The organism is Pseudomonas sp. 21LCFQ010 (genome assembly GCF_024129905.1).
Classification (GTDB): domain Bacteria; phylum Pseudomonadota; class Gammaproteobacteria; order Pseudomonadales; family Pseudomonadaceae; genus Aquipseudomonas.
In genome coordinates, this window is record NZ_JAMYDZ010000013.1 from 60,184 (window position 1) to 85,264 (window position 25,081).

At 62.1% G+C, this 25,081-nt stretch carries 21 protein-coding genes, 1 pseudogene and 1 riboswitch; of the genes and pseudogenes, 14 read left to right on the plus strand and 8 right to left on the minus strand.

The features are described 5' to 3' along the window. Nucleotides 1–9 precede the first annotated feature (9 nt). From urtA to urtE, 5 genes are all read left to right on the plus strand, one after another. Entirely contained in the window at nt 10–1,275 is a 1,266-nt protein-coding gene (gene urtA / locus NJC38_RS16155) for an urea ABC transporter substrate-binding protein (RefSeq protein WP_253115730.1), read from the plus strand. 103 nt (nt 1,276–1,378) lie between these two features. Next, nucleotides 1,379–2,950: an urea ABC transporter permease subunit UrtB gene (gene urtB / locus NJC38_RS16160; RefSeq protein ID WP_253115732.1), complete on the plus strand. Its 1,572-nt coding sequence runs from the start codon at nt 1,379–1,381 to the stop codon at nt 2,948–2,950. Continuing rightward, nucleotides 2,950–4,029: an urea ABC transporter permease subunit UrtC gene (gene urtC / locus NJC38_RS16165; RefSeq protein ID WP_253115734.1), complete on the plus strand. Its 1,080-nt coding sequence runs from the start codon at nt 2,950–2,952 to the stop codon at nt 4,027–4,029. The genes urtB and urtC overlap by 1 nt, the downstream gene beginning before the upstream one ends. 26 nt (nt 4,030–4,055) lie before the next feature. Further along, nucleotides 4,056–4,889 carry an urea ABC transporter ATP-binding protein UrtD gene (gene urtD, locus NJC38_RS16170; RefSeq protein ID WP_045494836.1) on the plus strand — a complete coding sequence of 278 codons (834 nt, stop codon included), beginning with the start codon at nt 4,056–4,058 and terminating at the stop codon, nt 4,887–4,889. Between the two features lie 49 nt (nt 4,890–4,938). Continuing rightward, nucleotides 4,939–5,637: an urea ABC transporter ATP-binding subunit UrtE gene (urtE, locus tag NJC38_RS16175; RefSeq protein WP_253115736.1), complete on the plus strand. Its 699-nt coding sequence runs from the start codon at nt 4,939–4,941 to the stop codon at nt 5,635–5,637. A 52-nt stretch (nt 5,638–5,689) separates the two neighbouring features. Here the strand turns inward: urtE and NJC38_RS16180 are convergent, their stop codons facing one another. Further along, nucleotides 5,690–7,204 carry a methylenetetrahydrofolate reductase C-terminal domain-containing protein gene (locus NJC38_RS16180; RefSeq protein WP_253115880.1) on the minus strand — a complete coding sequence of 505 codons (1,515 nt, stop codon included), beginning with the start codon at nt 7,202–7,204 and terminating at the stop codon, nt 5,690–5,692. A gap of 219 nt (nt 7,205–7,423) precedes the next feature. Here NJC38_RS16180 and NJC38_RS16185 point away from each other — a divergent pair. Together NJC38_RS16185 and cobF are read left to right on the plus strand one after the other, a co-directional pair. After that, nucleotides 7,424–8,497: pseudogene (locus tag NJC38_RS16185) on the plus strand (5-methyltetrahydropteroyltriglutamate--homocysteine S-methyltransferase); the annotation flags it as partial. Between the two features lie 107 nt (nt 8,498–8,604). After that, entirely contained in the window at nt 8,605–9,363 is a 759-nt protein-coding gene (cobF, locus tag NJC38_RS16190; protein ID WP_253115738.1) for a precorrin-6A synthase (deacetylating), read from the plus strand. Nucleotides 9,364–9,502: 139 nt separating this feature from the next. Here cobF and NJC38_RS16195 read toward each other — a convergent pair whose 3' ends face one another. Together NJC38_RS16195 and NJC38_RS16200 are read right to left on the minus strand one after the other, a co-directional pair. Next, nucleotides 9,503–9,931 (minus strand): pseudoazurin, encoded by a 429-nt coding sequence (locus NJC38_RS16195; protein WP_253115741.1) that lies wholly within the window; start codon nt 9,929–9,931, stop codon nt 9,503–9,505. After that, nucleotides 9,928–10,941: an ABC transporter substrate-binding protein gene (locus tag NJC38_RS16200; protein WP_253115743.1), complete on the minus strand. Its 1,014-nt coding sequence runs from the start codon at nt 10,939–10,941 to the stop codon at nt 9,928–9,930. Before NJC38_RS16200 ends, NJC38_RS16195 begins: the two co-directional genes overlap by 4 nt. Nucleotides 10,942–11,061: 120 nt before the next feature. Next, nucleotides 11,062–11,274: riboswitch (cobalamin riboswitch) on the minus strand. Nucleotides 11,275–11,500: 226 nt separating this feature from the next. Here NJC38_RS16200 and NJC38_RS16205 point away from each other — a divergent pair. After that, nucleotides 11,501–12,025, plus strand: coding sequence for a glyoxalase superfamily protein (locus NJC38_RS16205; RefSeq protein WP_253115745.1), 525 nt, complete (start codon nt 11,501–11,503; stop codon nt 12,023–12,025). Between the two features lie 18 nt (nt 12,026–12,043). On the opposite strand, the gene NJC38_RS16210 is transcribed toward NJC38_RS16205, so the two are convergent. Continuing rightward, nucleotides 12,044–12,958 (minus strand): LysR substrate-binding domain-containing protein, encoded by a 915-nt coding sequence (locus tag NJC38_RS16210; RefSeq protein WP_253115747.1) that lies wholly within the window; start codon nt 12,956–12,958, stop codon nt 12,044–12,046. 93 nt (nt 12,959–13,051) lie between these two features. On the opposite strand from NJC38_RS16210, the gene NJC38_RS16215 reads away from it, so the two are divergent. Then, the gene (locus NJC38_RS16215) at nt 13,052–14,110 is read left to right on the plus strand and encodes a nitronate monooxygenase (protein WP_253115749.1); all 1,059 of its coding nucleotides are present in this window, start codon (nt 13,052–13,054) and stop codon (nt 14,108–14,110) included. A 253-nt stretch (nt 14,111–14,363) separates the two neighbouring features. Then, a complete protein-coding gene (thpR, locus tag NJC38_RS16220) occupies nt 14,364–14,960 on the plus strand; it encodes an RNA 2',3'-cyclic phosphodiesterase (RefSeq protein ID WP_045491813.1) in 597 nt (198 codons plus the stop codon). 44 nt (nt 14,961–15,004) lie between these two features. Here thpR and NJC38_RS16225 read toward each other — a convergent pair whose 3' ends face one another. Continuing rightward, nucleotides 15,005–15,877, minus strand: coding sequence for a LysR family transcriptional regulator (locus NJC38_RS16225; protein WP_045491812.1), 873 nt, complete (start codon nt 15,875–15,877; stop codon nt 15,005–15,007). Between the two features lie 173 nt (nt 15,878–16,050). On the opposite strand from NJC38_RS16225, the gene NJC38_RS16230 reads away from it, so the two are divergent. Both NJC38_RS16230 and dctA read left to right on the plus strand, forming a co-directional pair. Beyond that, nucleotides 16,051–17,220, plus strand: coding sequence for a mandelate racemase/muconate lactonizing enzyme family protein (locus tag NJC38_RS16230; protein ID WP_253115753.1), 1,170 nt, complete (start codon nt 16,051–16,053; stop codon nt 17,218–17,220). 219 nt (nt 17,221–17,439) lie between these two features. Beyond that, a complete protein-coding gene (dctA, locus tag NJC38_RS16235) occupies nt 17,440–18,762 on the plus strand; it encodes a C4-dicarboxylate transporter DctA (protein WP_253115755.1) in 1,323 nt (440 codons plus the stop codon). A gap of 141 nt (nt 18,763–18,903) precedes the next feature. On the opposite strand, the gene NJC38_RS16240 is transcribed toward dctA, so the two are convergent. Beyond that, the gene (locus tag NJC38_RS16240; protein ID WP_045491809.1) at nt 18,904–19,695 is read right to left on the minus strand and encodes an outer membrane protein OmpK; all 792 of its coding nucleotides are present in this window, start codon (nt 19,693–19,695) and stop codon (nt 18,904–18,906) included. A gap of 103 nt (nt 19,696–19,798) precedes the next feature. Further along, nucleotides 19,799–20,779, minus strand: coding sequence for an N-acetyl-gamma-glutamyl-phosphate reductase (argC, locus tag NJC38_RS16245; protein ID WP_253115757.1), 981 nt, complete (start codon nt 20,777–20,779; stop codon nt 19,799–19,801). A gap of 113 nt (nt 20,780–20,892) precedes the next feature. Here argC and NJC38_RS16250 point away from each other — a divergent pair, with 113 nt between their 5' ends. Together NJC38_RS16250 and NJC38_RS16255 are read left to right on the plus strand one after the other, a co-directional pair. Further along, on the plus strand, nt 20,893–21,774 hold the full coding sequence (locus tag NJC38_RS16250; RefSeq protein WP_253115758.1) for a LysR family transcriptional regulator: 882 nt from the start codon (nt 20,893–20,895) through the stop codon (nt 21,772–21,774). A gap of 219 nt (nt 21,775–21,993) precedes the next feature. Beyond that, nucleotides 21,994–24,372, plus strand: coding sequence for a TonB-dependent receptor (locus NJC38_RS16255; RefSeq protein ID WP_045491803.1), 2,379 nt, complete (start codon nt 21,994–21,996; stop codon nt 24,370–24,372). Between the two features lie 124 nt (nt 24,373–24,496). On the opposite strand, the gene NJC38_RS16260 is transcribed toward NJC38_RS16255, so the two are convergent. Then, a complete protein-coding gene (locus NJC38_RS16260) occupies nt 24,497–24,898 on the minus strand; it encodes a hypothetical protein (RefSeq protein ID WP_253115763.1) in 402 nt (133 codons plus the stop codon). Between the last annotated feature and the right edge of the window lie 183 nt (nt 24,899–25,081).

Sequence of the window (25,081 nt, forward strand, 5' to 3'; positions counted from 1 at the left end):
GATTCATCCATGCGTCGTCGTAGCCTGATCAAAGCCTTTACCTTGTCTGCATCCATTGCCGCCATGGGCCTGAGCTGGACTGTACAAGCCGCCGAAACCATCAAGGTCGGTATCCTGCATTCGTTGTCCGGAACCATGGCGATCTCCGAGACCTCGCTCAAGGACATGGCCCTGATGACCATCGACGAGATCAACGCCAAAGGCGGTGTCAACGGCAAGCAACTCGAAGCCGTGGTCGTCGACCCGGCCTCGAACTGGCCGCTGTTCGCCGAGAAGGGCCGCCAGTTGCTGACCCAGGACAAGGTCGCGGTGGTGTTCGGCTGCTGGACCTCGGTGTCGCGCAAATCGGTGTTGCCGGTGTTCGAGGAACTCAACGGGTTGTTGTTCTACCCGGTGCAATACGAAGGCGAAGAAATGTCGCCCAACGTGTTCTACACCGGTGCCGCGCCAAACCAACAGGCGATTCCGGCAGTCGAGTACCTGATGAGCGAAGACGGCGGGGCGGCCAAGCGTTACTTCCTGCTCGGCACCGACTACGTCTACCCGCGCACCACCAACAAGATTCTGCGCGCTTTCCTGCATTCCAAAGGCGTCAAAGACAGCGACATCGAAGAGGTCTACACCCCGTTCGGCCACAGCGATTACCAGACCATTGTCGCCAACATCAAGAAGTTCTCCGCCGGCGGCAAGACCGCCGTGATCTCCACGGTCAACGGCGACTCCAACGTGCCGTTCTACAAAGAACTGGCCAACCAGGGCCTGAAAGCCACCGACGTGCCGGTGGTGGCGTTCTCGGTGGGCGAAGAAGAGCTGCGCGGCATCGATACCAAACCGCTGGTTGGCCATCTGGCAGCCTGGAACTACTTCCAGTCGGTTGATAACCCGGTGAACAAGAAGTTTGTCGCCGACTGGCAGGCCTACGCGAAGAAGAAAAACCTGCCGGGCGCCGACAAAGCGGTGACCAACGACCCGATGGAAGCCACCTACGTGGGTATTCACATGTGGGCACAGGCGGTGGAAAAGGCCAAATCCACCGATGTCGACAAGGTGCGTGAAGCCATGGCCGGGCAGACCTTCGCTGCGCCGTCGGGCTTCACCCTGACCATGGACAAGACCAACCACCACCTGCACAAGCCGGTGATGATCGGCGAGGTCGAGGATAACGGCCAGTTCAGTGTGGTCTGGCAAACCCAGGAGCCGATCCGCGCCCAGCCATGGAGCCCGTACATTCCCGGCAACGACAAGAAGCCTGACCACGCGGTGAAGAGCAACTGATAAACGCCGGTACTTGTGGGAGCGACCTCGGTCGCGAAGCTTTCAAGGCTTCGCCGCTAAAGCGGCTCCTACACAGCCCTGTCCAATCTACAGGTCACTTATCATGCCCAACTTCTTTCACCGCTTGATGCTGATCTGTGCACTGCTGCTGCCCTTGGGCGCGCAGGCCGGGGAGGCCGACGACTTTGTTGCCGGCAACTCCGCCGCGCAGGCAGACCTGCTCGAAGCCTGGTCAGTGCAACCGCTCGGTGAGCGACTGCCCTGGCTTGAAGCCTTGCGTGACGGCCGGGTGGCGGCCGACAGCAGCAAGCGCGCATTTATCGACAACGACGGCCAGTACAGCGCCGTGGACGGCGGTCCGGCAGCGGCCGACGAGCCGCGTAAACTGCGCCTGAACAATCGCCTGCGCGGGCTGGTCGACACCGCGCTGGCCAGTCATCAACTGATGAGTAACGATGCCGCAGTGCGGCTGGCCGCTGCGCAGCATCTGCAACGCAATGCCCGGCCTGCGCAGCTGGCGTTGCTCAGCCAGAGCCTGACCCGCGAGTCCGACAGCCAGGTATGGAACGCCCTGAACCTGGCGCTGGCCAACCTGCAATTGACCGACAGCAGCCCCACCGTGCGGCTGGCGGCGGTGCGGCTGTTGGGCGAAACCGGTGAGCCGCTGGCGCGCACCCGGCTTGAGGCGCTGCTGGAACCGGGCGTGGAGCCCGACGCCAGCGTACGCATTGCCGCGCAGACCAGCCTGGCGCAGGTCAAGCGCAAGCTGTTGATGGGCGACCTGCTTGGCCAGGCGTTTACCGGGTTGTCGCTGGGTTCGATCCTGCTACTGGCCGCATTGGGCCTGGCGATCACCTTCGGTTTGTTGGGGGTGATCAACATGGCCCACGGCGAGATGCTCATGCTCGGTGCCTATACCACCTACTGTGTGCAGGTGCTGTTCCAGCAGTACGCGCCCGATGCGCTGGCGTATTACCCGTTGCTGGCACTGCCAGCGGCCTTCTGTGTCACGGCGTTGATCGGCATGGCTCTGGAGCGCACGGTGATCCGTCATCTGTATGGCCGCCCGCTGGAAACCCTGCTGGCGACCTGGGGCATCAGCCTGATGCTGATCCAGGCGGTACGTCTGATTTTCGGCGCGCAGAACGTCGAAGTTGCCAACCCCGGCTGGCTGTCGGGCGGGATTCAGGTGTTGCCCAATCTGGTGCTGCCGTACAACCGGATCGTGATCATCGGCTTTGCGCTGTGCGTGGTCGCGCTGACCTGGCTGTTGCTGAACAAGACCCGGCTGGGCCTGAACGTGCGCGCCGTGACCCAGAATCGCAACATGGCGGCCTGCTGCGGCGTGCCCACCGGGCGGGTGGACATGCTCGCCTTTGGCCTGGGCTCGGGAATCGCAGGGCTCGGCGGCGTGGCGCTCAGCCAGATCGGTAACGTCGGTCCGGACCTGGGCCAGGGCTACATCATCGACTCGTTCCTGGTGGTGGTGCTTGGCGGGGTCGGGCAACTGGCTGGCAGTGTCAGCGCCGCGTTTGGCCTGGGTGTGCTCAACAAGATTCTCGAACCGCAGATTGGCGCCGTGCTGGGCAAGATCCTGATTCTGGCGCTGATCATTCTGTTTATCCAGAAGCGTCCGCAAGGCCTCTTCGCGCTCAAGGGAAGGGTGATCGACTGATGAACCAGCCATTGATGATGACCGCCGCGCAGAAGGCCGGCCCGAAACTCACCCGGCTGATCGGCGGCGTGCTGCTGGCGGTGCTGCTGGCCATGCCGCTGCTGTCGCTATTGCCTGCCGAACACCCGTTGCAGGTTTCGGCTTACACCCTGACCCTGGTCGGCAAGATCCTTTGCTACGCCATCGTCGCTCTGGCGCTGGACCTGGTGTGGGGGTATGCAGGAATGCTGTCGCTGGGCCACGGATTGTTCTTCGCGCTGGGCGGCTACGCGATGGGCATGTATTTGATGCGCGAAGCGGCCGGTGATGGCCTGCCGGCGTTCATGACCTTCTTGTCATGGACCGAACTGCCCTGGTACTGGGCCGGCACCGATAACTTTCTCTGGGCCCTGTGCCTGGTGGTTCTGGCCCCCGGCCTGTTGGCATTGGTGTTCGGTTTCTTCGCCTTTCGTTCGCGGATCAAGGGCGTGTACTTCTCGATCATGACCCAGGCGCTGACCTTCGCCGGCATGCTGCTGTTTTTTCGTAACGAGACCGGCTTTGGCGGCAATAACGGCTTTACCAGCTTTCGCAGCATCCTGGGTTTTTCGATCAGCGCGCCGGGCACCCGTGCGGTGCTGTTCCTGGCCACCGTGTTGCTGCTGGCCGGCTGCCTGTATGTGGGCTGGCGGCTGGCGCAGAGCAAGTTTGGCCGGGTGCTGACCGCGCTGCGCGATGCGGAAAACCGGCTGATGTTCTGCGGCTACGACCCGCGCGGCTTCAAGCTGTTCATCTGGGTGCTCAGCGCGGTGATGTGCGGGCTGGCCGGGGCCTTGTACGTGCCGCAAGTGGGGATCATCAACCCCAGCGAAATGTCACCGACCAACTCCATCGAAGCGGCGGTGTGGGTGGCATTGGGCGGGCGCGGCACCCTGATCGGGCCGCTGCTCGGTGCCGGGCTGGTCAACGGCATGAAGAGCTGGTTCACCGTAGCCTTCCCGGAATACTGGCTGTTCTGCCTGGGCGCGCTGTTCATCGTCGTCACCCTGTACCTGCCCAAGGGCGTGATCGGTCTGCTGAAGAAAAGGAGCGAATCATGATTGCCAGCCACGCAAACCCGGCCTTCATGCTGGAGCCGATTCTTGACCCCAACAGCGACGCCGGCACTGGCCGTGACGCGCTGGGTCTGGGTAACAGTGCCGGCCCCGGCCTCAATACCCGGCACGGTACGATCCTGACCCTGGAAGACATCAGCGTCAGCTTCGATGGCTTCAAGGCGCTGAATAATCTCAACCTGTACATCGGGGTCGGTGAACTGCGCTGCATCATCGGCCCTAACGGCGCGGGCAAAACCACCTTGATGGACGTCATCACCGGCAAGACCCGACCCGGTCAGGGCACGGCCTGGTTCGGCGAAACTCTGGACCTGACCCGCATGAGCGAGGTGCAGATCGCCCAGGCCGGCATCGGCCGCAAGTTCCAGAAACCCACGGTGTTCGAAGCGCTGAGCGTGTTCGAGAACCTGGAGCTGGCGCTCAAGACCGACAAGTCGGTGTGGGCCAGCCTCAGGGCCCGCCTGAACGGCGAGCAACGCACGCGCATCGACGAGGTGCTGGACACCATTCGCTTGAGTGCGTCACGGGATCGCCCGGCAGGCTTGTTATCGCATGGCCAGAAGCAGTTTCTCGAAATTGGCATGTTGCTGGTCCAGGACCCGCAATTGCTGTTGCTCGATGAACCGGTGGCGGGCATGACCGATGCCGAAACCGAGTTCACTGCCGAGCTGTTCAAGCGCCTGGCCGGCAAACACTCGCTGATGGTGGTCGAGCACGACATGGGCTTTGTCGGTGCGATTGCCGACCACGTCACGGTACTGCATCAGGGCAGCGTGCTGGCCGAAGGCGCGTTGGCCGATGTACAGGCTGACGAGCGGGTGATCGAGGTTTATCTGGGGCGCTGACGCGCCGGCTTCAAGCAGAGACTTGCCGCTGCAATTTCGAGGAATCCACATGCTCCAAGTAAGCGACTTGCATCAATACTACGGCGGCAGCCATATCCTGCGCGGCCTGTCGTTCCAGGCCAACGTCGGCGAAGTGACCTGCCTGCTGGGCCGCAACGGCGTCGGCAAAACCACCCTGCTCAAGGTGCTGATGGGCCTGTTGCCGGCCCGCGAAGGCGCGGTGCAATGGGAGGGGCAGAACATCAACAGCCTCAAACCGCACCAGCGAGTCCAGGCCGGGATTGCCTATGTGCCGCAGGGCCGGGAAATCTTCGCCCGGCTGACGGTCGAGGAAAACCTGTTGATGGGCCTGTCGCGTTTTCCCGGCAGCGAGGCCAAAGAGGTCCCGGCCTTTATCTACGAACTGTTCCCGGTGCTGCTGCAAATGAAGCAGCGCCGTGGCGGCGATTTGTCTGGCGGCCAGCAACAGCAACTGGCCATCGGCCGTGCCCTGGCCAGCCGCCCGCGGCTGCTGATCCTCGACGAGCCCACTGAAGGTATCCAGCCATCAGTGATCAAGGAGATCGGCGCAGTCATCAAGCGCCTGGCCGAGCGGGGCGACATGGCCATTGTGCTGGTCGAGCAGTTCTACGACTTTGCCGCCGAGCTGGCCGACCAGTATCTGGTCATGTCGCGCGGTGAGATTGTCCAGCAGGGCCGGGGCGAGCATATGGAGGCGCAAGGGGTGAGGGGGCTGGTGACCATCTAAATCTTTAGTGTCTGGCCGGTAAAGTCACAGCATTTGCTGCGAATGTACCGCTTTATTTGCTAGCAACCGGAGCGTCGACCGGCTCTTGCGAGCGCCGGGTTGCTATCAACTGGGGGCTTTGCACCGAGGGCACTGCATCCTCAAACCACTGCGGCCAGGAGCTGCGATGCCGGGTCTCGACCGGGATGCAGGCAATCAGCCGGTCGCTCAGCACGTCGGTTTGCTGCACGGTCTTGGCGATGCGGTACTTGATGCTGTGGATGCATTCGCGGTCGCCAAACTCGCAGCGGTTAAGCTTTGTGCCGCCGCAAGGCCCATTGGCCAGGCCTTTGGGGCAAGTCTCGGGGCACACGTAGAGGGTGTCTTGCAGGCGGCAGCGGCCACAGCTATCGCAGCCAACCATAGGGCGTTTGGCACTGCGCTCCAGGCGGTGCAACAGGCGCGCACCACCCGCCGTCGCGCACACTGGCCGCCGCACGGCCCAGCCAAATGCCCGGCTCAGCCAGGTGGTGCGGCTGAATAGCTGGTGATGCAGGGCGTCCATCAGGTGGTAACGCAGCTGCTCTTTGTTGCTGGCCCTGGCCTGCGATTGACCCGGTTGCCAGGTTTCGCCGGCCGGCTGAAAGCTCACCGGTGCCAGCCCTGGCATCTGCCAACTGGCCTGCCAGGCGCTGGACCATTGTTCAAGATCGGTAATCTGCGCCTGCCAGTCGTTGACCGCCTGTTCCAGCGCGTGCATCTGCGTGGCGTCGTGCACGCCAGAGAGCTCCACTCCGGCATAGCCCATCAGTTTCAGACCGACAATCTGCAACCCCAGGCGGCTGATGCTGCGTTGTTGAGCGAACTCCTTCGAAACGGCGGCCTCGGCGTTCACTGTTTCGAGCATCGAGGGGCTGACCACCGTCCCGGCCACATGCTCGAGCATTCTGGACCGGCCTGCCGTCAACGCCATGACACAGGCCAGCATTGGCTTGGGCGAGGGTTGGCGGCGCATCCAGGCCAGGGCTTCGAGATGCTTTTGCGCATCGAAGCCCAGTTGCAGGCTGAGAAAATCCGCACCGGCCTTGAGCTTTTTCTCAGCCTTGAAATACTGCGCGCCGCTTTCTTCTTCGCGGTACTTGAACGGGTTCAGCGCCGCGCCCAGCAGCCAGTGCGGGCGCGCCTGCCGGGCGATCATCAAGGCCGATACCGATTCCAGGTAACGCACCGGCTGCTGGCCCGGCTCATGGCCGGGCAGCCGGTCGCCGGTGACGATGAACAACTGCTCAAGCCCCAGATTGTCGATGCGTTCGAGCTGACCGAGTAGGTCAGCGCGCTCGCGGTCCTTGCCGGAAAAATGCACCAGCGCCGGCACCGGACGCGACAGGCGGCTGTAGGCATCCAGCGGCGTCAGGTCGAAACGGCTGCCGACCCGGTCGGCAATCGTGCCGAGCAACGGCCAGCCGCAGAAATCGCCGCGCTGCATCAGCGTCTCGAACGATTCGAAGCTTTTCGCGGTGGGCTTGGGCACGAATTCGACGAGGCAAACGAAAGGCTGCTCGTTAAGGGCCTGCTTGAGGCTGATCATCATGTCGCTACCGGTAGGTCAAGGCGCTTATTGTCGACTGGTGGCGTGGGTGCCTGTTGTCTGAGAGCGACATGGCGAGAACGGCCAAGCGGCGATTGAGCAGGGGATAAATGCGAATATGAGAAAAACTCTAGTTCATCTCAAATTATATGAGTTTGTCTCAGTCGCTGCGCTTGCCGACAATTGGCCCATCGAATATCTGCACCGAAGGATTGCACCATGGCCCTGGCACATAATCTGGGTTTTCCGCGCTCTGGCCGCGACCATGAACTGAACAAGGCGCGTGAGGCCTTCTGTAACGGCGAGCTCGACGAAGCCGGGTTGCGTGCCAAAGGCCGAGCGTTGCGTAGCGCGCACTGGCAAATGCAAAAGGGGGCCGGCATCGAGCTGTTGCCGGTGGGTGATTTCGCCTGGTACGACCAGGTGCTGAGCCACTCACTGATGTTCGGCGTGGTCGCGCCGCATGTGCGCAGCGAAGGCGAGGTCAGGCCGACGTTGCAGACGCTGTTCAGCATGGCCCGTAACGCCACCGCCGACGACATGAGCCGGTGGTTCGACACCCAGGAGCACTACCGGGTCCCTGAGTTCAGCGCCGATCAAGCGTTTTCCCTGAGCTGGGAGCAGTTGTTCGAAGAAGTCGACGAAGCCCATGCGCTGGGGCATGCGGTCAAACCGGTGGTGATCGGCCCGCTGACTTACCTGTGGCTGGGCAAGGCCAAGGACCAGGCGTTCAACAAACTGGAACTGGTCGACCGCCTGCTGCCGCTGTATGGCCAGATCTTTCAGCGTCTGGCTGCCCAGGGTGTCGAGTGGGTGCAGATCGATGAGCCGATCCTGGTGCTCGACCTGCCGCAGGAGTGGAAAAATGCCTATGAGCGCGTCTACAACCTGCTGCAGCGCGAACCGCTGAAGAAGCTGGTCGCCACTTATTTCGGTGGCCTGGAAGACAACCTTGGCCTGGCCGCCGGATTGCCGGTCGATGGCCTGCACATCGACCTGGCCTGCGCCCCGGCCCGTTACCCGGTGATTCTCGACCGCTTGCCGGCTTACAAGATCCTGTCGCTGGGGCTGGTCGACGCTCGTCAGCCGCAGCGCTGCGATCTGGACCGGGCGCTGGCGCTGTTGCGCCATGCTCACGAAAGGCTTGGTGAACGCCTGTGGGTCGCGCCATCGTGCTCATTGCTGCACGGTCCGGCCGCCGCAGCCGGTGATGGCCTGCCTGATGCCGGACAGCACGGCGGGCTGGCCAGCGCCGTGCAAAAGTGCGCTGAGGTTGCCGTGCTGGCCAAGGCGCTCAACTGGCCAGCGGCTGTCACCGCGACCCCGGCACAGAGCTGCGCGGCCTAAGCGTTGATGTTCGAAGCCCACAGGGTCCGGTGGTTGTGCTGGCTGGAGGTGTCATGAAAACCATCCTGATCATTGGCATCGGTGCCGGCAACCCGGACTACCTCACTGTCCAGGCGGTCAACGCGCTGAATCAAGTGGATGTGTTCTTCCTGATGGATAAAGGCCTGAGCAAGCGCAAGCTCAACCAGCTGCGGCGGGACATCTGCGAGCGTTACATCAAGGACCGTGACTACCGCATGGTCGAAGCGCCGAGCCCGTCACGGGCAGGTGACGCTGAAGATTACCGGCAGAGCGTCGCTGAACTGAATGCGGCCAAACAGTTGACCTTCGAGCGGCTGATTGACGAAGAGCTGCAAGACGGGCAGTGCGGGGCGTTTCTGGTCTGGGGCGATCCGTCGTTGTATGACAGTACGATCCGTATCATCGAGGCCATCAGCCGGAGCGGGCGTCACGCGCTGGATTATCAGGTGATTCCCGGCATCAGCAGCGTCCAGGCCCTGGCCGCACAGCACAAGGTGGCACTCAACAATATCGGTCGCTCGATCGCGATCACCCCCGGGCGGCTTGTGGCCGAAGGCTTTGCCGATAATGTCGACAGTGTGGTGGTGATGCTCGATGCCGGGAATGGCTTGCGCAGCCTGGTTGACCAGGATCTGGAGGTCTACTGGGGCGCTTACCTGGGCACGGAAGATGAAATCCTCGTTTCAGGCAAGCTGCGCGATGTGGCTGAAGACATCGAGCGGCTGCGTGAGCAGGCGAGGGCAGCCAATGGCTGGATCATGGATACCTGCCTGCTCAAACGGCCTGAATGACCGGCCGGGCGGCGATCCGCTTTAGCCGGGAAGCCTTCGCGGCTAAAGCCTCTCCTACGGGATAATGCCGATCAGTTAAGGGCGGCGCGGCCCGGTGGGAGTCGGCTCAGCCGACGAATGCAATGGCGCGTCCACCAACTTAGCGTGAAGCCCGCAAATTCTGCAGTTGCGTAGCAAAACGCTCTCTGGCCCGCGCCGGCAGATCATCTGGCAGACCCGCCTGGCTATTTGCTTCACCCACCTGAATCAGCATGACCATACCCATCGCCAGATGCGGAATGCACTGGATACCGTACAGGCCCGGCACGCTGAAGGTCTGTTCGAACGGCTTGTTCAGCGGGCTTTTGAAGGCTTCGGCGCCCTGCGGCAGCAGGCCCGTCAGGCTGGCCGCGTTATGGCCGCTCTGGGTGGGCAGGAAGCGCACCGTGTCACCGGCAGCGATGTGCAGGTGATCCGGTTCATAGACCATGGCGCCCTCGGCGCCACGGGTGAGCATTTTGACTTCCCAGACTTCTGCTGTCGCTGGCAGTGCGATACCGAGCAGCAGCCAGCAGGCCAAACGTCTCATGGCTGTTCGGCCTTGCCACTGGCAAACGCGCTGGCCAGGGTTTCCAGGCCACGGAACAGGCGCACGCCGGCCTGCATCGCATCAGCGTCGAGGATGATGATGCGGTTGTTTTTTACCGCGTCCATGTTTTTGGTCACCGGGTCTTGGTGGAGAAATTCCAGCTTCTTCTGGAAGTCGTCCGCCGGGAAGCGCCGACGGTCCATGCGCGCGATGATGATCCAGGTCGGGTTGGCCTTGGCCAGGGTTTCCCAGCCCACGGTCGGCCATTCTTCACTGGACTCGACCACGTTGCGCACGCCCAGGGTTTGCAGCATGAAGTCGGCAACACCCTGGCGGCCGGCGACGTAGGGGTCGATTTCCAGGTCGGCGCTGGAGAACCAGAACACCGCACTGGTGTTGCTCAGGTCCTTGCCGGCCAGTTGACGGGTGGCGTTGTCCAGGCGTCCCTTCAGCTCGGCGTTCAACTGCTGGCCACGCTCCTGCACGTCGAAAATCTCGGCCAACTGGCTGACGCTTTTGTAGATGGTATCGATCTGGAAGTTCTGGGTGCGGGTGCCGTCGGCGCCGACCAGGTTGTCCTTGCCCTCACAGTCCGAGGGCAGCAGGTAGGTGGGGATCTTCAGGTCGCTGAATTGCTCACGGGTGCCGACCACGCCCTGTGGGCCGACCATCCACTCGAACTGCACGGTCAGCAGTTGCGGCCGCTTGCCGATTACCGCTTCGAAGCTCGGATCGTTGTCGGCCAGGCGCTCGACCTTGTCATTCAGCGTCTTGAACTCCGGCAGCACATTGTTGAACCACAACGAGGTGCCCACCAGCTTGTCGCCCAGCCCCAGCGAATAAAGAATTTCCGTGCCGGCCTGGCCGATGGTCACGGCGCGCTCGGGAGCCTGGGCGAAAGTCTGTGGCTTGCCACAGTTATCGATGGTCAACGGGTACTGGGTGGTGGCGGCCTGGGCCAGACCGGCAAGGCTGAACGTGGCGGCCAGGGTGATAAGGCGAGCGAGCATGCTGCGGTACTCCTGTCGAAGCTGCACAAAGGCAGGCGCCCGGACAGGCATCGACAAGCCCCATAAGCACAGGGCTGCACCCGGAGCCGGGCGCGGATGTCCATCCCGGACACCCCGCCGGTTGGTTGATTTTTTGCCGGCAGGTCTCCTGACTGGTGCGTCCTGGCCCGGCTCCGGCCTTCCCGGATCGTGTGACCCAGTGGCATCGTGGAGCAGGCTCGGCACCTACAGTTGCGGGGGCAGTTCCGGTTCGCGGGTCAGATGGCCGAGCAACCTGACGAGCGACGGATTCCCTATTAATTCCTGGTGGAAACCGGCGAGCGGCATGGTAGGGCATCGGGCTGCAAAGCGAAAGGTCAGGGCCGGTGCCACGGCGGGTTCCCCGCACGTCTGGCAAGGTGTAGCATCAGCACCGGCCTGATGCTGCCCGCCGCTCGCCCTGCGTCCTCTACCGGCCAGGAAGGTGAAAGCATCGCTATACACACCCAACCCTATCGCTGCTTTCAAGCGTCGAGGCTTGGCAATGCGGGCACCGGACTGCCTCGACCGGAGAGCTGTGATGATCACCATTGAACAGGCCAAACAAATGGCCAGGCGCTTGCGCGCTGCCTTGCCCGATAGCGCGCTGTCGCATAGCGCCGCGCTGGAACTGGTCGCCCAACAGTTGGGTTACAAGGACTGGAATGTTGCGGCAGCGCGGCTGCCCGAGCAGGCTGCACCGGCCGCGATCAGCTTCGCCAAACCAATCCCGATCCTGCGCAGCTTCGACGAAGCCAAGGCGCGGGAGTTCTATCTGGATTTCCTGGGTTTCAGTGTCGAGTTCGAACACCGCTTCGAGCCAGGCCTGCCGCTGTACCTGGGTATCGTGCGCGATGGCCTGCAACTGCACCTGTCCGAACACCATGGCGATGCCAGCCCCGGCGCGACCATTTTCATTCCGATGCAGGGCGTCGAGGCGCTGCGCGATGAGCTGCACGCCAAGCAATACGGCTACGGACGCCCGCAAATCGTCGAGCAGGCCTGGGGGCGGCTGCTGGAAGTGCATGATCCGTTCGGTAACCGGTTGAGGTTCTGCGAAGACTGATACAGCGCTTTCGCGACTCTAGTCATGAAGTGGTTGCACTCTGTTCGCGGCTGAAGCCGCTCCTGCATGGTGCCGAATTATTTCGGCAAAACGCTCAAATGCCGGTGTGGCATAGCCCCGTCGCCACACCAGCCAGGTCGTGCGGTTGCCGAGGTCCAGAGTCGGCAACTGCACCGGGTATTGGCACAGTTGCAATACGCTGCGCGGCAATACCGTCACCGCCGCACCTGCCGCCACACAGGCCAGCATGGCGTGATAAGAGCCCAATTCCTGAAACTGCCAGCGCGGATCATTGGCCGTTTGCAGCGCCTGCTCGGCCAGCGCCCGATACGTGCAACCGGATTTGAACGCCGCCAAGGTGCGAGTGCGTACCTGAGCAGGTTTTTGCACTTCAGCCTCGCTGGCCGGCAGCAGGAGCAGCAGTTGTTCTTGCCAGAGCGGCATGCCTTGCAAGCCGCTGGTGGCCATCGCCAGTTCATCGTTCAAATCTTCGGGCAAGGCCACGAATGCGCAGTCGAGCAAGCCCTGACGAAGCTGCTCGAGCAGCACCACCGAGGGGCCGGTGCTGATCAGTAAACGGGTCTGCGGATAAGCCAGGCTGTAGGCGGCCAGCGGCTCGGGCAAGCGACTGGCGGCGGTGCTTTCCATGCTGCCGACCCGCAGGCTGCCGCCCTCGGCGCTGCCGTTGAGCATCTGCCGTGCTTCATCCTCCAGCGCCAGCATGCGCCGGGCGTAGCTCAGGAACTGCTGGCCGGCCGGCGACAGGGCGATGCGTTTACCACTGCGAATGAACAGCTCGGTGGCAAGCTCTGCTTCCAGTTGCTGGATGCGCGTGGTGACATTCGAGGCCGCTCGACCCAGGCGCGCGGCGGCGCGAGTGATGCTCAGCTCGGCGGCCACAGCGTCGAAAATGCGCAGGCTTTCCAGATCCAATTAAATTCACCATTGAGGAATAATGTGATTATATTATTCTCTATATGAGAATTATCAATCGCCGTTTTACTTGAGCATCCGGTGGAGCCGATCATGAGTTTTGCTAACGCATTTACTGCCCGGCTGGGCACCCATCCGATCATCCAGGCACCCATGGCCGGAGTTGCCACGCCTGAACTGGCAGCGGCGGTATCGAATGCTGGTGCGCTGGGCTCGCTGGGCATCGGCGCCAGCACGGTGGCCCAGGCCCGGCAGATGATCGAGCAGACCCAGGCACTGACCGCCCGGCCATTCAACGTCAATGTGTTCTGTCATGCGCCCGCCGTGCGCGATGCTGCGCGCGAGCAGGCCTGGCTCAGGCACTTGCAGCCATTGTTCGATGAATTTGCAGCCGAGCCGCCGACAGCCCTGGCAGAGATCTACAAGAGCTTTGCCGCCGATGATCAACTGTTCGAGATGTTGCTCGACACGCGCCCGGCGGTGGTCAGTTTTCATTTCGGCCTGCCGTCTGCGGCGCAACTGCAAGCGTTCAAACAGGCAGGGATTTACACATTGGCCAGCGCCACCAATCTGCCCGAGGCACTGCAGATCCAACAGCTGGGCTTTGATGGCATCGTTGCTCAAGGCATCGAGGCCGGCGGGCACCGCGGGATGTTCGACCCGCAGGCGGTTGATGAGCGGTTGAGCACTTCGGTGCTGGTGCGGCTGCTGGTCAAGCACATCGACCTGCCGATCATTGCCGCTGGCGGCATCATGGACGGCCAGGGGATTCGGGCTGCACTGGATCTAGGGGCGGTTGCCGCGCAACTGGGGACGGCTTTTATCCTCTGCCCCGAGTCGGCGGCCAACCAGGGTTATCGCGCCAATCTGAAAAGCCCGCGCGCGGCTGTGACCCGCCTGACCGCCACGCTGTCCGGGCGTCCGGCGCGGGGCATCGTCAATCGGTTTATCGAGCATGCCGAGCGGGGCGGTGTGCAGCCTGCGGCTTATCCGCTGGCCTATGATGCGGCCAAGCAGCTCAATGGCGCAGCGGCCAGGGCCGGCAACCATGAGTTTGCTGCGCATTGGGCCGGGCAGGGCGCACCACTGGCCCGCGAGCTGCCGGCCCACGAACTGGTTGAGTTGCTGGTGCAGGAGTGGCAAGGCCTGTAGGCGCGAGCTTGCTCGCGAAGGCGGCGGCACATTCGCTGCATTGCATCGGGGGGGGGCTTTGTCGGCCCCTTCGTCGGAGTGCCGCCCATACCAAGGTCGCTCCCACAGAGGTGTGCAGCGTTTAACCGAACACTATCGGGCTTGAGTCGCGTTCTCCGTTCACCGCCAATCAATTCTGTGAACTTCAACCGCTTGGCAACCCTCCATCGCAATAGGGTATGTTGGTACCGATTACTGCATGGAGGAACGCCCGATGAGCAGCAACGACTTCACCCCCAACGAGCCCTTCAAGCGGTTGTTCTTCGCCTTGCCTTGCGATGGTGCGCAAACCAAGGCCATTTCACGCTGGCGCTCGGACTTGAAACTGCGCGGCGGCCGTCCGGTACCGGCGGCGAATTTTCACCTGACCCTGATGTTTCTGGGCGATGTCGGCGTGTCACAGCTGCCAGCGATCACCGAGGCGGCTGCGCGCTTGCGCCCGCTGGCTGCGTCGCCGTCGATTGTGCTCGACCAACTGCAGGTCTGGCGGCGCAGCCAGGCCCTGGTGCTGGTGCCGGAGTACCCGCAAGCGGCCTTTTTGCGTTGGGTGTATGAACTGCAGCAGGCCATGCTGCCATTGGGCTTTGCCGTCGACCCTCGCGAGTTTCAGCCCCACGTGACCCTGCTGCGCGACTACCGTGGCGAGGTGCCGGAGGCGCCGTTGGGCACCGAGTTTCACCTGAGCGCCCGAGAGTTCGTGCTGTATGAGTCCTACAAGGGTAAGTACGAGCCCCTGGCCCAATGGCCGCTGGCCGAGGCGCCGGTGAAGATTGAGCGGCACCGGCCGCTGGTGCATCCATTCGGGTTATAGACCAGTGGCCAAGCGACTTGGCCGATCAGGTAACTGAAAACTGTTCAGTCCAGCCCGGCCCAGAACGCTTCGGCAAACGGCGGCAAGGGTGCCAGCGGGCGGGTCAGGTGGATTTGCAGCGGAATGTCCCAGCTGTCATCCAGCGCCCGCACCAGCTTGCCGTCGGCCCGCTCCTGCTCGGTGAGGCTGTTGGGCAGCCAGGCCACGCCTTTGTTTTCAAGCGCCATGGAGGTGAGCACCGCGGCCAGATGACTGCTGAACGACGGTTGCAGGTGCAGGTAACCGGCCTTGTCTTGCAGGTGATGGTCGATGATCCGCCCCAGCCCCGACTCTTTGCTGTAAGCCAGGTAGGGCAGAGTTTGCAGGTCGGCGCTGAACCCGGCGTCGGCGCCCATCAGCGGAATCAGGCTGTCCTCACCGATGGCCTTGCTCAGGTACTGGCCCGGCGGCAGCTTCGGTGGCACCTGCGGGTGCCGATGGCTGATCAGAAACTGCACCTGACCGTGCATCAGCAGTCGCTCGCACTCGGCCATGCTGTCGGACTGCAGGCGCACCGCCTCAATCGGGGCGCCACGCCCGAGCTGGCGGATCCATTTCGGAAAAAACGTGAACGACAACGAATGGGTCGCCGAGAACCGGAGGCTTTTGGCCGCCGTGCCGGCCACCTCACGGGCTTCTTCGCGGATGCGGTACAGGCGTGCTGCGGCATCCTGAACACTGGCCAGCACATGCTCGCCGGCCGGGGTCAGGGTTGCGCCCTGAGCCGAACGCTGGAACAGCTCGACCCCCATCCATTGCTCCAGCGCACGAATCCGCCGGCTGAATGCCGGTTGGGTCACATGCCGGGTTTGCGCTGCGCGAATAAAGCCGCCGTGTTCGGCCAGGGCGATGAAGTCTTCGAGCCAGACCAGTTCCATGGTGATGCTGCCTGTGCATGGGGGTGAACCGTTATAGCACGCCTAAAGCAAATATTTCGTACCCAGCCAAGTTCGGGCAATGCTGTTTCGGCATTGCCCGGCGCGATAACGGCATTATTCGCCACGGCGGGATGCGCCTAACGTTGTGCTCAACACAACAAGAGGACAGCGCCATGCGCATCGTTGATATCCGCGAAAAAACCGTCTCCATTGCCTCGCCCATTGCCAACGCTTACATCGACTTTTCGAAGATGACCTGCTCGGTGGTCGCGGTGGTCACCGATGTGATCCGCGACGGCAAGCCGGTGATCGGTTACGGCTTCAACTCCAATGGCCGTTATGGTCAGGGCGCGCTGATGCGCGACCGCTTCCTGGCGCGGATCAGCGAAGCCAGCCCTGAATCGCTGATCGATCAGGCCAACGACAACCTCGACCCGTTCGCCATCTGGAAAACCCTGATGACCAACGAGAAGCCCGGCGGTCATGGTGAGCGCTCGGTGGCGGTGGGCACCATCGACATGGCGGTCTGGGACGCGGTAGCCAAGATCGAAGGCAAGCCGCTGTACCGGCTGCTGGCCGACCGTTACCGCAATGGCGTAGCCGACGACAAGGTCTGGGTCTACGCCGCCGGCGGTTACTACTACCCCGGCAAGGACCACACCCAGCTCAAGGCCGAAATGCAGAGCTATCTGGACCGTGGCTACGACGTGGTGAAGATGAAAATCGGTGCCGTGCCGCTGGCCGAAGATTTGTCGCGCATCGAAGCGGTGCTGGATGTGGTCGGCAGCGGCAAGCGCCTGGCGGTAGACGCCAACGGCCGCTTCGACTTGAAAACCGCGATTGCCTACGCCGAAGCGCTCAAGCCATACGACCTGTTCTGGTATGAGGAAGCCGGTGACCCGCTGGACTACGCCCTGCAAGCCGAACTGGCCAACCACTATGACCTGCCGATGGCCACCGGCGAGAACCTGTTCTCCCACCAGGATGCGCGCAACCTGTTGCGCCACGGCGGCATGCGCCCGGACCGCGACTTCGTGCAGTTCGACTGCGCACTGTCTTACGGCTTGGTGGAGTACCTGCGCACCCTCGACGTGATGCAGGAGCTGGGCTGGTCGTCGCGGCGCGTGGTGCCGCACGGCGGGCATCAGATGTCGCTGAACATTGCTGCCGGTCTGCACCTGGGCGGTAACGAGTCCTACCCGGACGTGTTCCAGCCGTTTGGCGGCTTTGCCGACGGCATCCGCGTCGAAAACGGCTACGTCGGCCTGCCGGACATTCCGGGGGTGGGTTTCGAAGCCAAGGCCGCGCTCTATGAGGTGATGCGCGAGCTGGGCGAACGTTGATGCCCCGCAGCGGCCGTCTGGTGTGGCGGCCGCTGCGGGGTGCCTCTAAAAACGTAGGCGAGGCAGGCAGCGCTAGGCGAAATCAGGCGAGAAAGCGGATTTTACGGGTTGTAAATGAGCATTTTGAGCCTGATTTCAACAACGCGATGGCCACGCAGGTAGTTTTTAGAGGTGCCCTACTGCATGCCCTCCCAACAAAAACAAAAGAGGTGCGACAACATGGAAAAGTCCGGTTCCCGCTGGTACAGCCAGCTCTATGTGCAGGTGCTGATCGGCATCGTCATCGGTGGTCTGCTGGGTTACTTCGAACCCGGCTTCGGCGCCAAACTGCAACCGCTGGCCGATGGTTTCATCAAGCTGATCAAGATGCTGCTGGCGCCGATCATCTTCGGCACGGTGGTGGTCGGTATGGCCAAGATGGGCAGCATCAAGGAGGTCGGGCGCATTGGTGTCAAAGCGCTGATCTACTTTGAAATCCTCTCTACCATTGCCCTGGTCATCGGCCTGGTGGTGGTCAATATCCTCAAGCCCGGTGAGGGCATGAATATTGACTCCAGCAAGCTCGATGGCAGCACCATCAGCAAGTACACCCAGGTCGCGCATGAGCAGGGCGGTACGGTGGACTTCTTCCTTGGCATCATTCCCAACACCTTTGTCGATGCTTTCGCCAAAGGCTCGATGCTGCAGGTGATCCTGTTGTCGGTGCTGATGGGCGTGGCGCTGGTGCAGATGGGACCGGTCGCCAAACCGTTGATCAACATCATTGATCTGTTGCTACAAGGGTTGTTCAAGATCGTCGCGATGGTCATGCGCCTGGCGCCTATCGGTGCCGGTGCAGGCATGGCGTTCACCATCGGCAAGTACGGTATCGGCACCTTGCTGTCGTTGGGGCAACTGCTGATCGCGCTGTATGTCACCACCTTGCTGTTCATCCTGATCATTCTCGGCGCGGTGGCGCGCTGGTCTGGCCTGCCGTTGATGCAGTTCCTGCGCTACTTCAAGGATGAAATCCTGATCGTGCTCGGCACCTGTTCCACTGAGTCGGTGCTGCCGCGGATGATGGCCAAGCTGGAAAAACTCGGTTGCCAGAAATCGGTGGTCGGCATGGTGTTGCCCACCGGCTTTACCTTCAACGCCGATGGCACCTGCATCTACCTGACCATGGCCGCGATTTTCGTAGCCCAGGCCACCAACACACCGCTGACGGTCATGGACCAGTGCGTGCTGCTGGGGGTGCTGTTGCTGACCTCCAAAGGCTCGGCGGGTGTCGCCGGTGCGGGTTTTGTGACCCTGGCCGCAACCCTGACCACCATTCACACCATTCCATTGGTGGGGCTGGTGCTGTTGTTGGGTATCGACCGCTTCCTCAATGAGGCGCGGGCCGTGACCAACCTGATTGGCAACGGCATTGGCACCATTGCGATTGCCAAGTGGGACAACGCCTTTGATCTGGCTACGGCCAAGCGCGAGATCGCGGCGCTGGACAACGGCAAGGTGTCGACGGTTGAAGCGCAGGGTGCGCCCAAGACTGAAAAGAGCTGAAGCCAGTGCGCGACCGTTCTCGCTCGTAGGAGCTGCTTCAGCAGCGAAGGCTTCCTAAAGCGGATCGCCGCCCGGCCGGTCTACGGAGTCCCGTGTTTGCCGTGCGAGAGCGCGGCAAACACCCAGTCAAACAGCGCTGGCTCAGAAGTGGTACTTGACCAACAGGCTGGTGGTGTTCTGGTCGGTCGCAAACACCTGGCTGTCTTTGATCCCGTATTTGTCGGACCAGTAGTCGTACTCCACGCCGACATACAGATGCTTGGCCTCGTAACCCAGGCTCTTGCCCAGGTCGTACTTGATCTGCGGGTTGAAGTGCAGGTTGGCGTGGTAGTCGCTCTGCTTGCCGCCGCTGCTGGATTTGTTATTGACCACCCAGTCGATGAAGCCGTCGATCACCAGGTTCGAGTTGCCCAATGGCAGGGTGTACGACCAGGCCGGGGTGATCTGCCAGGCACCGGCACGCACCCGGTCACCGTCAGGCTGACGGTAGTAGAAGTTCAGCTGGAAATAGTCAAAGCCGGGAACTGCCAGGTCGAAACCCGGACCCAGCAGGTAAGCATCCACATCGTCATCGCCGAACTCCCAGGTACTGGCCAGCAGCACGTCCTTGATCGGGCCGAACGACAGGTCGGTGTCGAACAGCTTGCCGGCGCTCAGGCGTGGGCTGATCTCGCCGTACATCGTGTGGTTGCCGTTGCCCGACTTCGCACCGTTGAACCAGATGTTATCGACAAACACAAACAGATCGCCCCAGGTCCAGGCGCTGGCATGTTCCAGGGTGATGGTCTGCTGGATCGCCGGGTCGATCTTGAAGTTCTTGCCGTACAGGTAAGTGATGCTTTCGTCATGCCACAGCAGCGGGCCGTCTGCCCAGGCACTTGGACTGGCCAGCAGGCCCAAGGTGAAAAGTGACGAAGCCAGAGTCTTGTTCATTGTTGCGTCCAAAAAGAGAAAGCCAGAACCCACCGCGCGCAGCCCGAAAGTGCCGGGCCAGACAGCGCGCCGAGATGGGTTGACTGACGATTCGCTATCCGGGTCACGTGCGTAGGGCGTTTAATCGCACGGGAGGCTCCTGAGCCGCTGCGCCGCTGAGCATCAGATCCAGATTCTGCACCGCTGCACCGGCCGCGCCTTTGCCGAGGTTGTCGAACACCGCTGCCAGCAAGGCGTGCTCGTCATGTTCGAAAACCATCAAGCGCAGCGCATCGGTGCCATTGAGCGCCTGTGGGTCGAGGTGGGTCAGTGCCGCAGACTGTTGCAGCGGTATCACCTGCACGTAGTCGCTGGCGGCGTAATGCTGCGCCAGGCAGGCATGCAGATCGGCGGCGCGGGTGCGTTGGTTCGCCTGCCGCGAGGGCAGCAGCCGCAGTTGCAGCGGTACGGTCAGCACGATCCCTTGGCGGAAAGCGCCGTAGGCCGGGATAAACAGCGGCCGTTCGTTCAGCCCGCTGTGCTGCTGGATTTCCGGTACGTGCTTGTGCGTCAGGCCCAATCCATAAACCTGAAAGGCCGGCGCGTCGGCGGCATGTGCGCCCTCGTATTGCTCGATGCCGACGCGGCCCTTGCCGGAGTAGCCCGACACGGCATTAATACTGAGCGGGTAATCGGCAGGCAGCAGGCCGGCGTCCAGCAAGGGCCGCAACAAGCCAATCGCCCCGGTGGGGTAGCAGCCAGGGTTGCTCACGCGCCGGGCCTTGGCAATCTGTTCGGCCTGCCCGGCGCGCATCTGGGCAAAGCCGTAGGTCCAGCCGGCGCTGGTGCGGTGCGCAGAGCTGGCATCAATCACTCGTACCGCAGGGCTTTCAATCATCGCGACGGCGTCGCGGGCGGCGTCATCCGGCAGGCACAAAATGGCGATGTCGCAAGCATTCAGGGCCTCGGCACGCAGCAGCGGGTCTTTACGCCGCTCGGCTGGCAGGGTCAGCAACTGCAGGCCGGTGCGCCCTTGCAGACGCTGCTGGATTTGCAGCCCGGTGGTGCCTTGGTCGCCATCGATAAAGATCAGGGGGGTGCTCATGAAGCTTTTCTCGCGTGAGGAATCAACCCGGCGAAAATTCGGTTGATACCTAAGATAGTGAAAGTTGAATTTAAAAATGCTTTCATTCAGTTTTTCTGAATGAGTACTGTGCCATGCGTGAAGTCAGCCTCGACCGTCTGCGTCCCCTGGTGACGATTGCCGACCTGGGGTCGTTCGCTCAAGCGGCGCGGGCGCTCAACCTCGCCGCGCCGACGGTCAGCCTGCACATTGCCGACCTTGAGGCGCGGGTGGGCGCTGCACTGCTGTCGCGTACCCGCGGGCAGGTGCAGCCTACCGCCATCGGTGAAACGCTGATCGTGCGGGCCCGCAACCTGCTGGCCGAAGCCGACCAGGCGCTGGAGGAAGTGCAACGTCAGGTCCAGGGGCTGGCCGGACGGGTACGGCTGGGCGCATCCACCGGTGCAATTGCGCAGTTGATGCCTCAGGCCCTGGAAATTCTCGGTGAGCGGCATCCGGCTATCGACGTCCAGGTTGCGGTGCTGACCTCTCAGGAAACCTTGCATCGGTTGGCCTGCGGGGCGCTGGACATTGGTTTGGTCGCTTTGCCGCAGGCGCCAGCCAAGGGGTTGTGCATCGAGCCGTGGCGGCGTGATCCGGTCATGGCTTTTCTGCCGGCCCGTTGGCAATGCCCCGAGATCATCACACCAGCCTGGCTGGCCCGTCAGCCGCTGATTCTCAATGACAGCAGCACCCGACTGGCGCGCCTGACCAGCGAGTGGTTTGCCGCTGATGAGTGTCATCCCGTGGCGCGTATCGAGCTTAACTACAACGATGCGATAAAGAGCCTGGTGGCGGCGGGCTACGGTGCCACGTTGCTGCCCCATGAGGCTGCCACCCCGGCGCCTGACCCGCGCATCGTGATGCGGCCCTTGCAGCCGCCGTTATGGCGCCAGTTGGGGATTGCCCATCGCGCCACCCGCTGTGAACGCGCCACAACCCATGTGCTGGAGGTGTTGCGGGAGTTGCGCGTCTGAACAGAATGGCGTGCTGCGCGGCCTGTGAATCCAAACCCAATTGCACTTGCATATTTCTAAATCGTATTTAAAAACCACATTTAAATCGCGTTAGGATATATGTCATCGGGCCACCGTTATTCAAATCATAATGACCAGATGATCGCCACCGTCCGCCGCACGGATCGCTCGTCACGGCTGGGGCTGCCTGCCTCGGTAAAGGGATTCAAGGGGAGCGGTATGAGGAGTTTCAAGCGTCACTTGTTGGCCACGGCAATCGTTTCGGCCAATCTATTGGGCGTCAGCACCTTTGCGGGGGCAGAGGAAGCGGCGCAGGAGTCTTCGACCCTGAGCACGGTGATCGTCACCGGTACCCGTGCTCAGGAGCGCACTGCCAGCGCGTCGCTGTCACCGATTGATGTGATCAGCGGCGATGCCCTGCGCAGCACCGGCTCCGCCGAGTTGGGCGCGGTGTTGGCCAAGCTGATTCCATCGATCAATTTTCCACGCCCCAGCCTGGTGGACGGTGCTGAACTGACCCGCCCGGCGCAGTTGCGCGGGCTGTCGCCGGACCAGGTGTTGGTGCTGGTCAACGGCAAGCGTCGCCACACCTCGGCGTTCATTAACCTGGGCGGCGCGGTGGGGCGCGGTTCGGCACCGGCGGATCTGAACGCCATCCCGCTGTCGGCCATCGAGCGCATCGAAGTGCTGCGTGACGGGGCTTCGGCGCGTTATGGCTCCGATGCGATTGCCGGGGTGATCAACGTCATTCTGAAAAGCGCGGATAACGGCGGTACGGTTTCGACCCGCTTCGGCCAGTACAAGAAAGGCGATGGCATCCAGCGCCAGGTGGCCGGCAATACCGGTTTTGCGCTGGGTGAGAATGGCTTTATCAACCTGTCCGCCGAAGGCGCCAACAACGACTACACCGACCGCGCCGGTGATGATTTCCGCGCCGCGAGCATCGGCTCGACCACCTACGGCCAGCATGTATTCCGTCAGGGTGAGCCGGCCAGTGAAGAGGGCAAGATCCAGTTCAACAGCGAGTACAGCTTCAACGATGCGGCCGAGTTCTACAGCTTCGGCGGTTACAGCAAGCGTCGTGGCGAAACTGCTGCCTTCTACCGGGCCAGCAACGCGTCGAACAACAACCCGGCAATTTTCCCCAACGGCTACCTGCCTCTGATTCGCGGCACCCTGGAAGACACCACCCTGGTGGCCGGTCTGCGTGGCGAACTGGCTTACGACTGGCACTACGACCTGTCGGCCAACTACGGCAAAAACAGCTACGAAATCCGCACCAAGACCATCAACACCTCGCTCGGCCTGGCCACGCCGCGTTCGTTCTATAACGGCACCCTGACCAACGACCAGAAGCAGCTCAGCCTCGATCTGTCCCGCGAGTTCAGTGCGTCCTGGCTGCCCAACCCGGTGTCGGTGGCGTTCGGTACTGAATACCTGCGCCAGGGTTATCAGATTGCCGCTGGCCAGGCTGAGTCGTACTTCCAGAGCGGCAGCTCGGGGCTGGCAGGCTTCCGCGCTTCGGACGCCGGTAGCACCTCACGGCATAACTTCGCCCAGTACCTGGACCTGGAAACCAACTTCACCGACAAACTCAGCGCTTCGGCGGCGGTGCGCCATGAGGACTACAGTGACTTCGGCTCCAACGTCAGCGGGGCGATATCGGCCCGTTACGACTTCACCCCGCAGGTCGCGTTGCGCGGCAGCGTCTCCACAGGCTTCCGTGCACCGTCGCTGGCCCAGCAAAACTTTGCCTTCACCTCGTCGCAACTGATCGGCAACAGCATCCAGGAAGCCGGTACCTTCCCGGCCAGCAGCCGCGTGGCGCAACTGCTGGGTGCTGAAGACCTTGAAGCGGAAAAGTCGCGTAACTACAGCCTGGGTCTGGTGCTCGAACCGCTGGACAACCTGACCGTGACCGCCGATGTGTACCGCATCGACATCAAGGACCGGATCTCGCTGTCGTCCAACCTGGTGCTCAACAACGCTGCGGCCAACTACCTGCGGGCCAACGGGGTAGGGGACATCAACTACACCTCGGTGCGCTACTTCACCAACGCCACCGACACCAGCACCGACGGCGTCGATCTGGTTGCCAACTATCGCTATCGGTTCGACAACGGCGTGCGCTGGAACAGCACTCTGGGCTACAACTACAGCCACACCAAAGTCACCGACGTCAAAGCCAACCCTGGCGTGCTCAGCCAGTTGGGCGTCGATCTGGTGCGCGTCGACCGCCGCGAGCGCATCGGCCTGCTGGGCGACACCACGCCCAAGCACAAGCTGAGCTTCGGCAACGACTTCACCTTCGGCAACTGGGCGCTGCATTCCAACCTGGTGCGCTACGGTGAGTTCACCAGCTACCAGGCCGACCCGGTCAACGACCAGACCTTCAGCGCCGCCTGGCTGCTGGACCTGTCGGTGGACTACAACTGGAACAACTGGACCTTCACCGTGGGCGGCGACAACGTCACCGACCAATACCCGGAGAAGCTCAACAGCTTCGCCAACAGCGGCGGCAACCTGGCGTACAGCACCTACTCGCCTTATGGCTACAGCGGTGCGTTCTACTATGCGCAGGTGGCGTATAGCTGGTAAGGCGCAACGCCCAGGAACTCGTTCGCGCAGACGGCCTGTCAGGCACGGCAGAGGATTTGTCGGCCCCGGCGTCTTCGCGAGCGAGCTTCTACCGGATCCCTTGGTCGGGGGGCATGCCCACCCTTTAATGAGTGACTGCCCGCCGCCAGTCCAGCCTGAAATCCTTCCAATACAGCCACAGCCAATGCAGGACCACCGCAAGGGTCAGCCAAGGCAGTTCAAATTTCGGCCATTTCGTGTAAATGCTGAAACCCGTCACGGAAACACAAAAGATCACCAGCCCGATCCAGCAGCCCGGTCCTGGTTCGTTTTTCCCTGATACGAAAAAAAGAAAAAGCCGCCAGCCGGATACCAGGGCCCAGAGGTTGATAACAATTGCCATGGGAAGCAGAAGGCTAGAAATTATTGAAGGCAACATGACGATCGCCAGAGCCGAGCCCATGAAGGCGCTCCCCGTCGCAGGCAGCAGTGCAGTCACAAACCCGGCGACGGCCAGCACACTGTGCAGGCGAGATCGGTATTTCATAAAAAACTCCCTGTAGGTAATTCGCGGACCCGGTCAAGCGCAAAACACCTCGCGGATGTCCTTTCCCGTCGTGGTCACTCGATATCGGCAGCCTGATTCGGTTTCATTGATAAAAATGCAGGCTATCGATTTATATACCTAAGTACAGTATTGAGCCTTCGCTGCTGAAGCAGCTCCTACCCG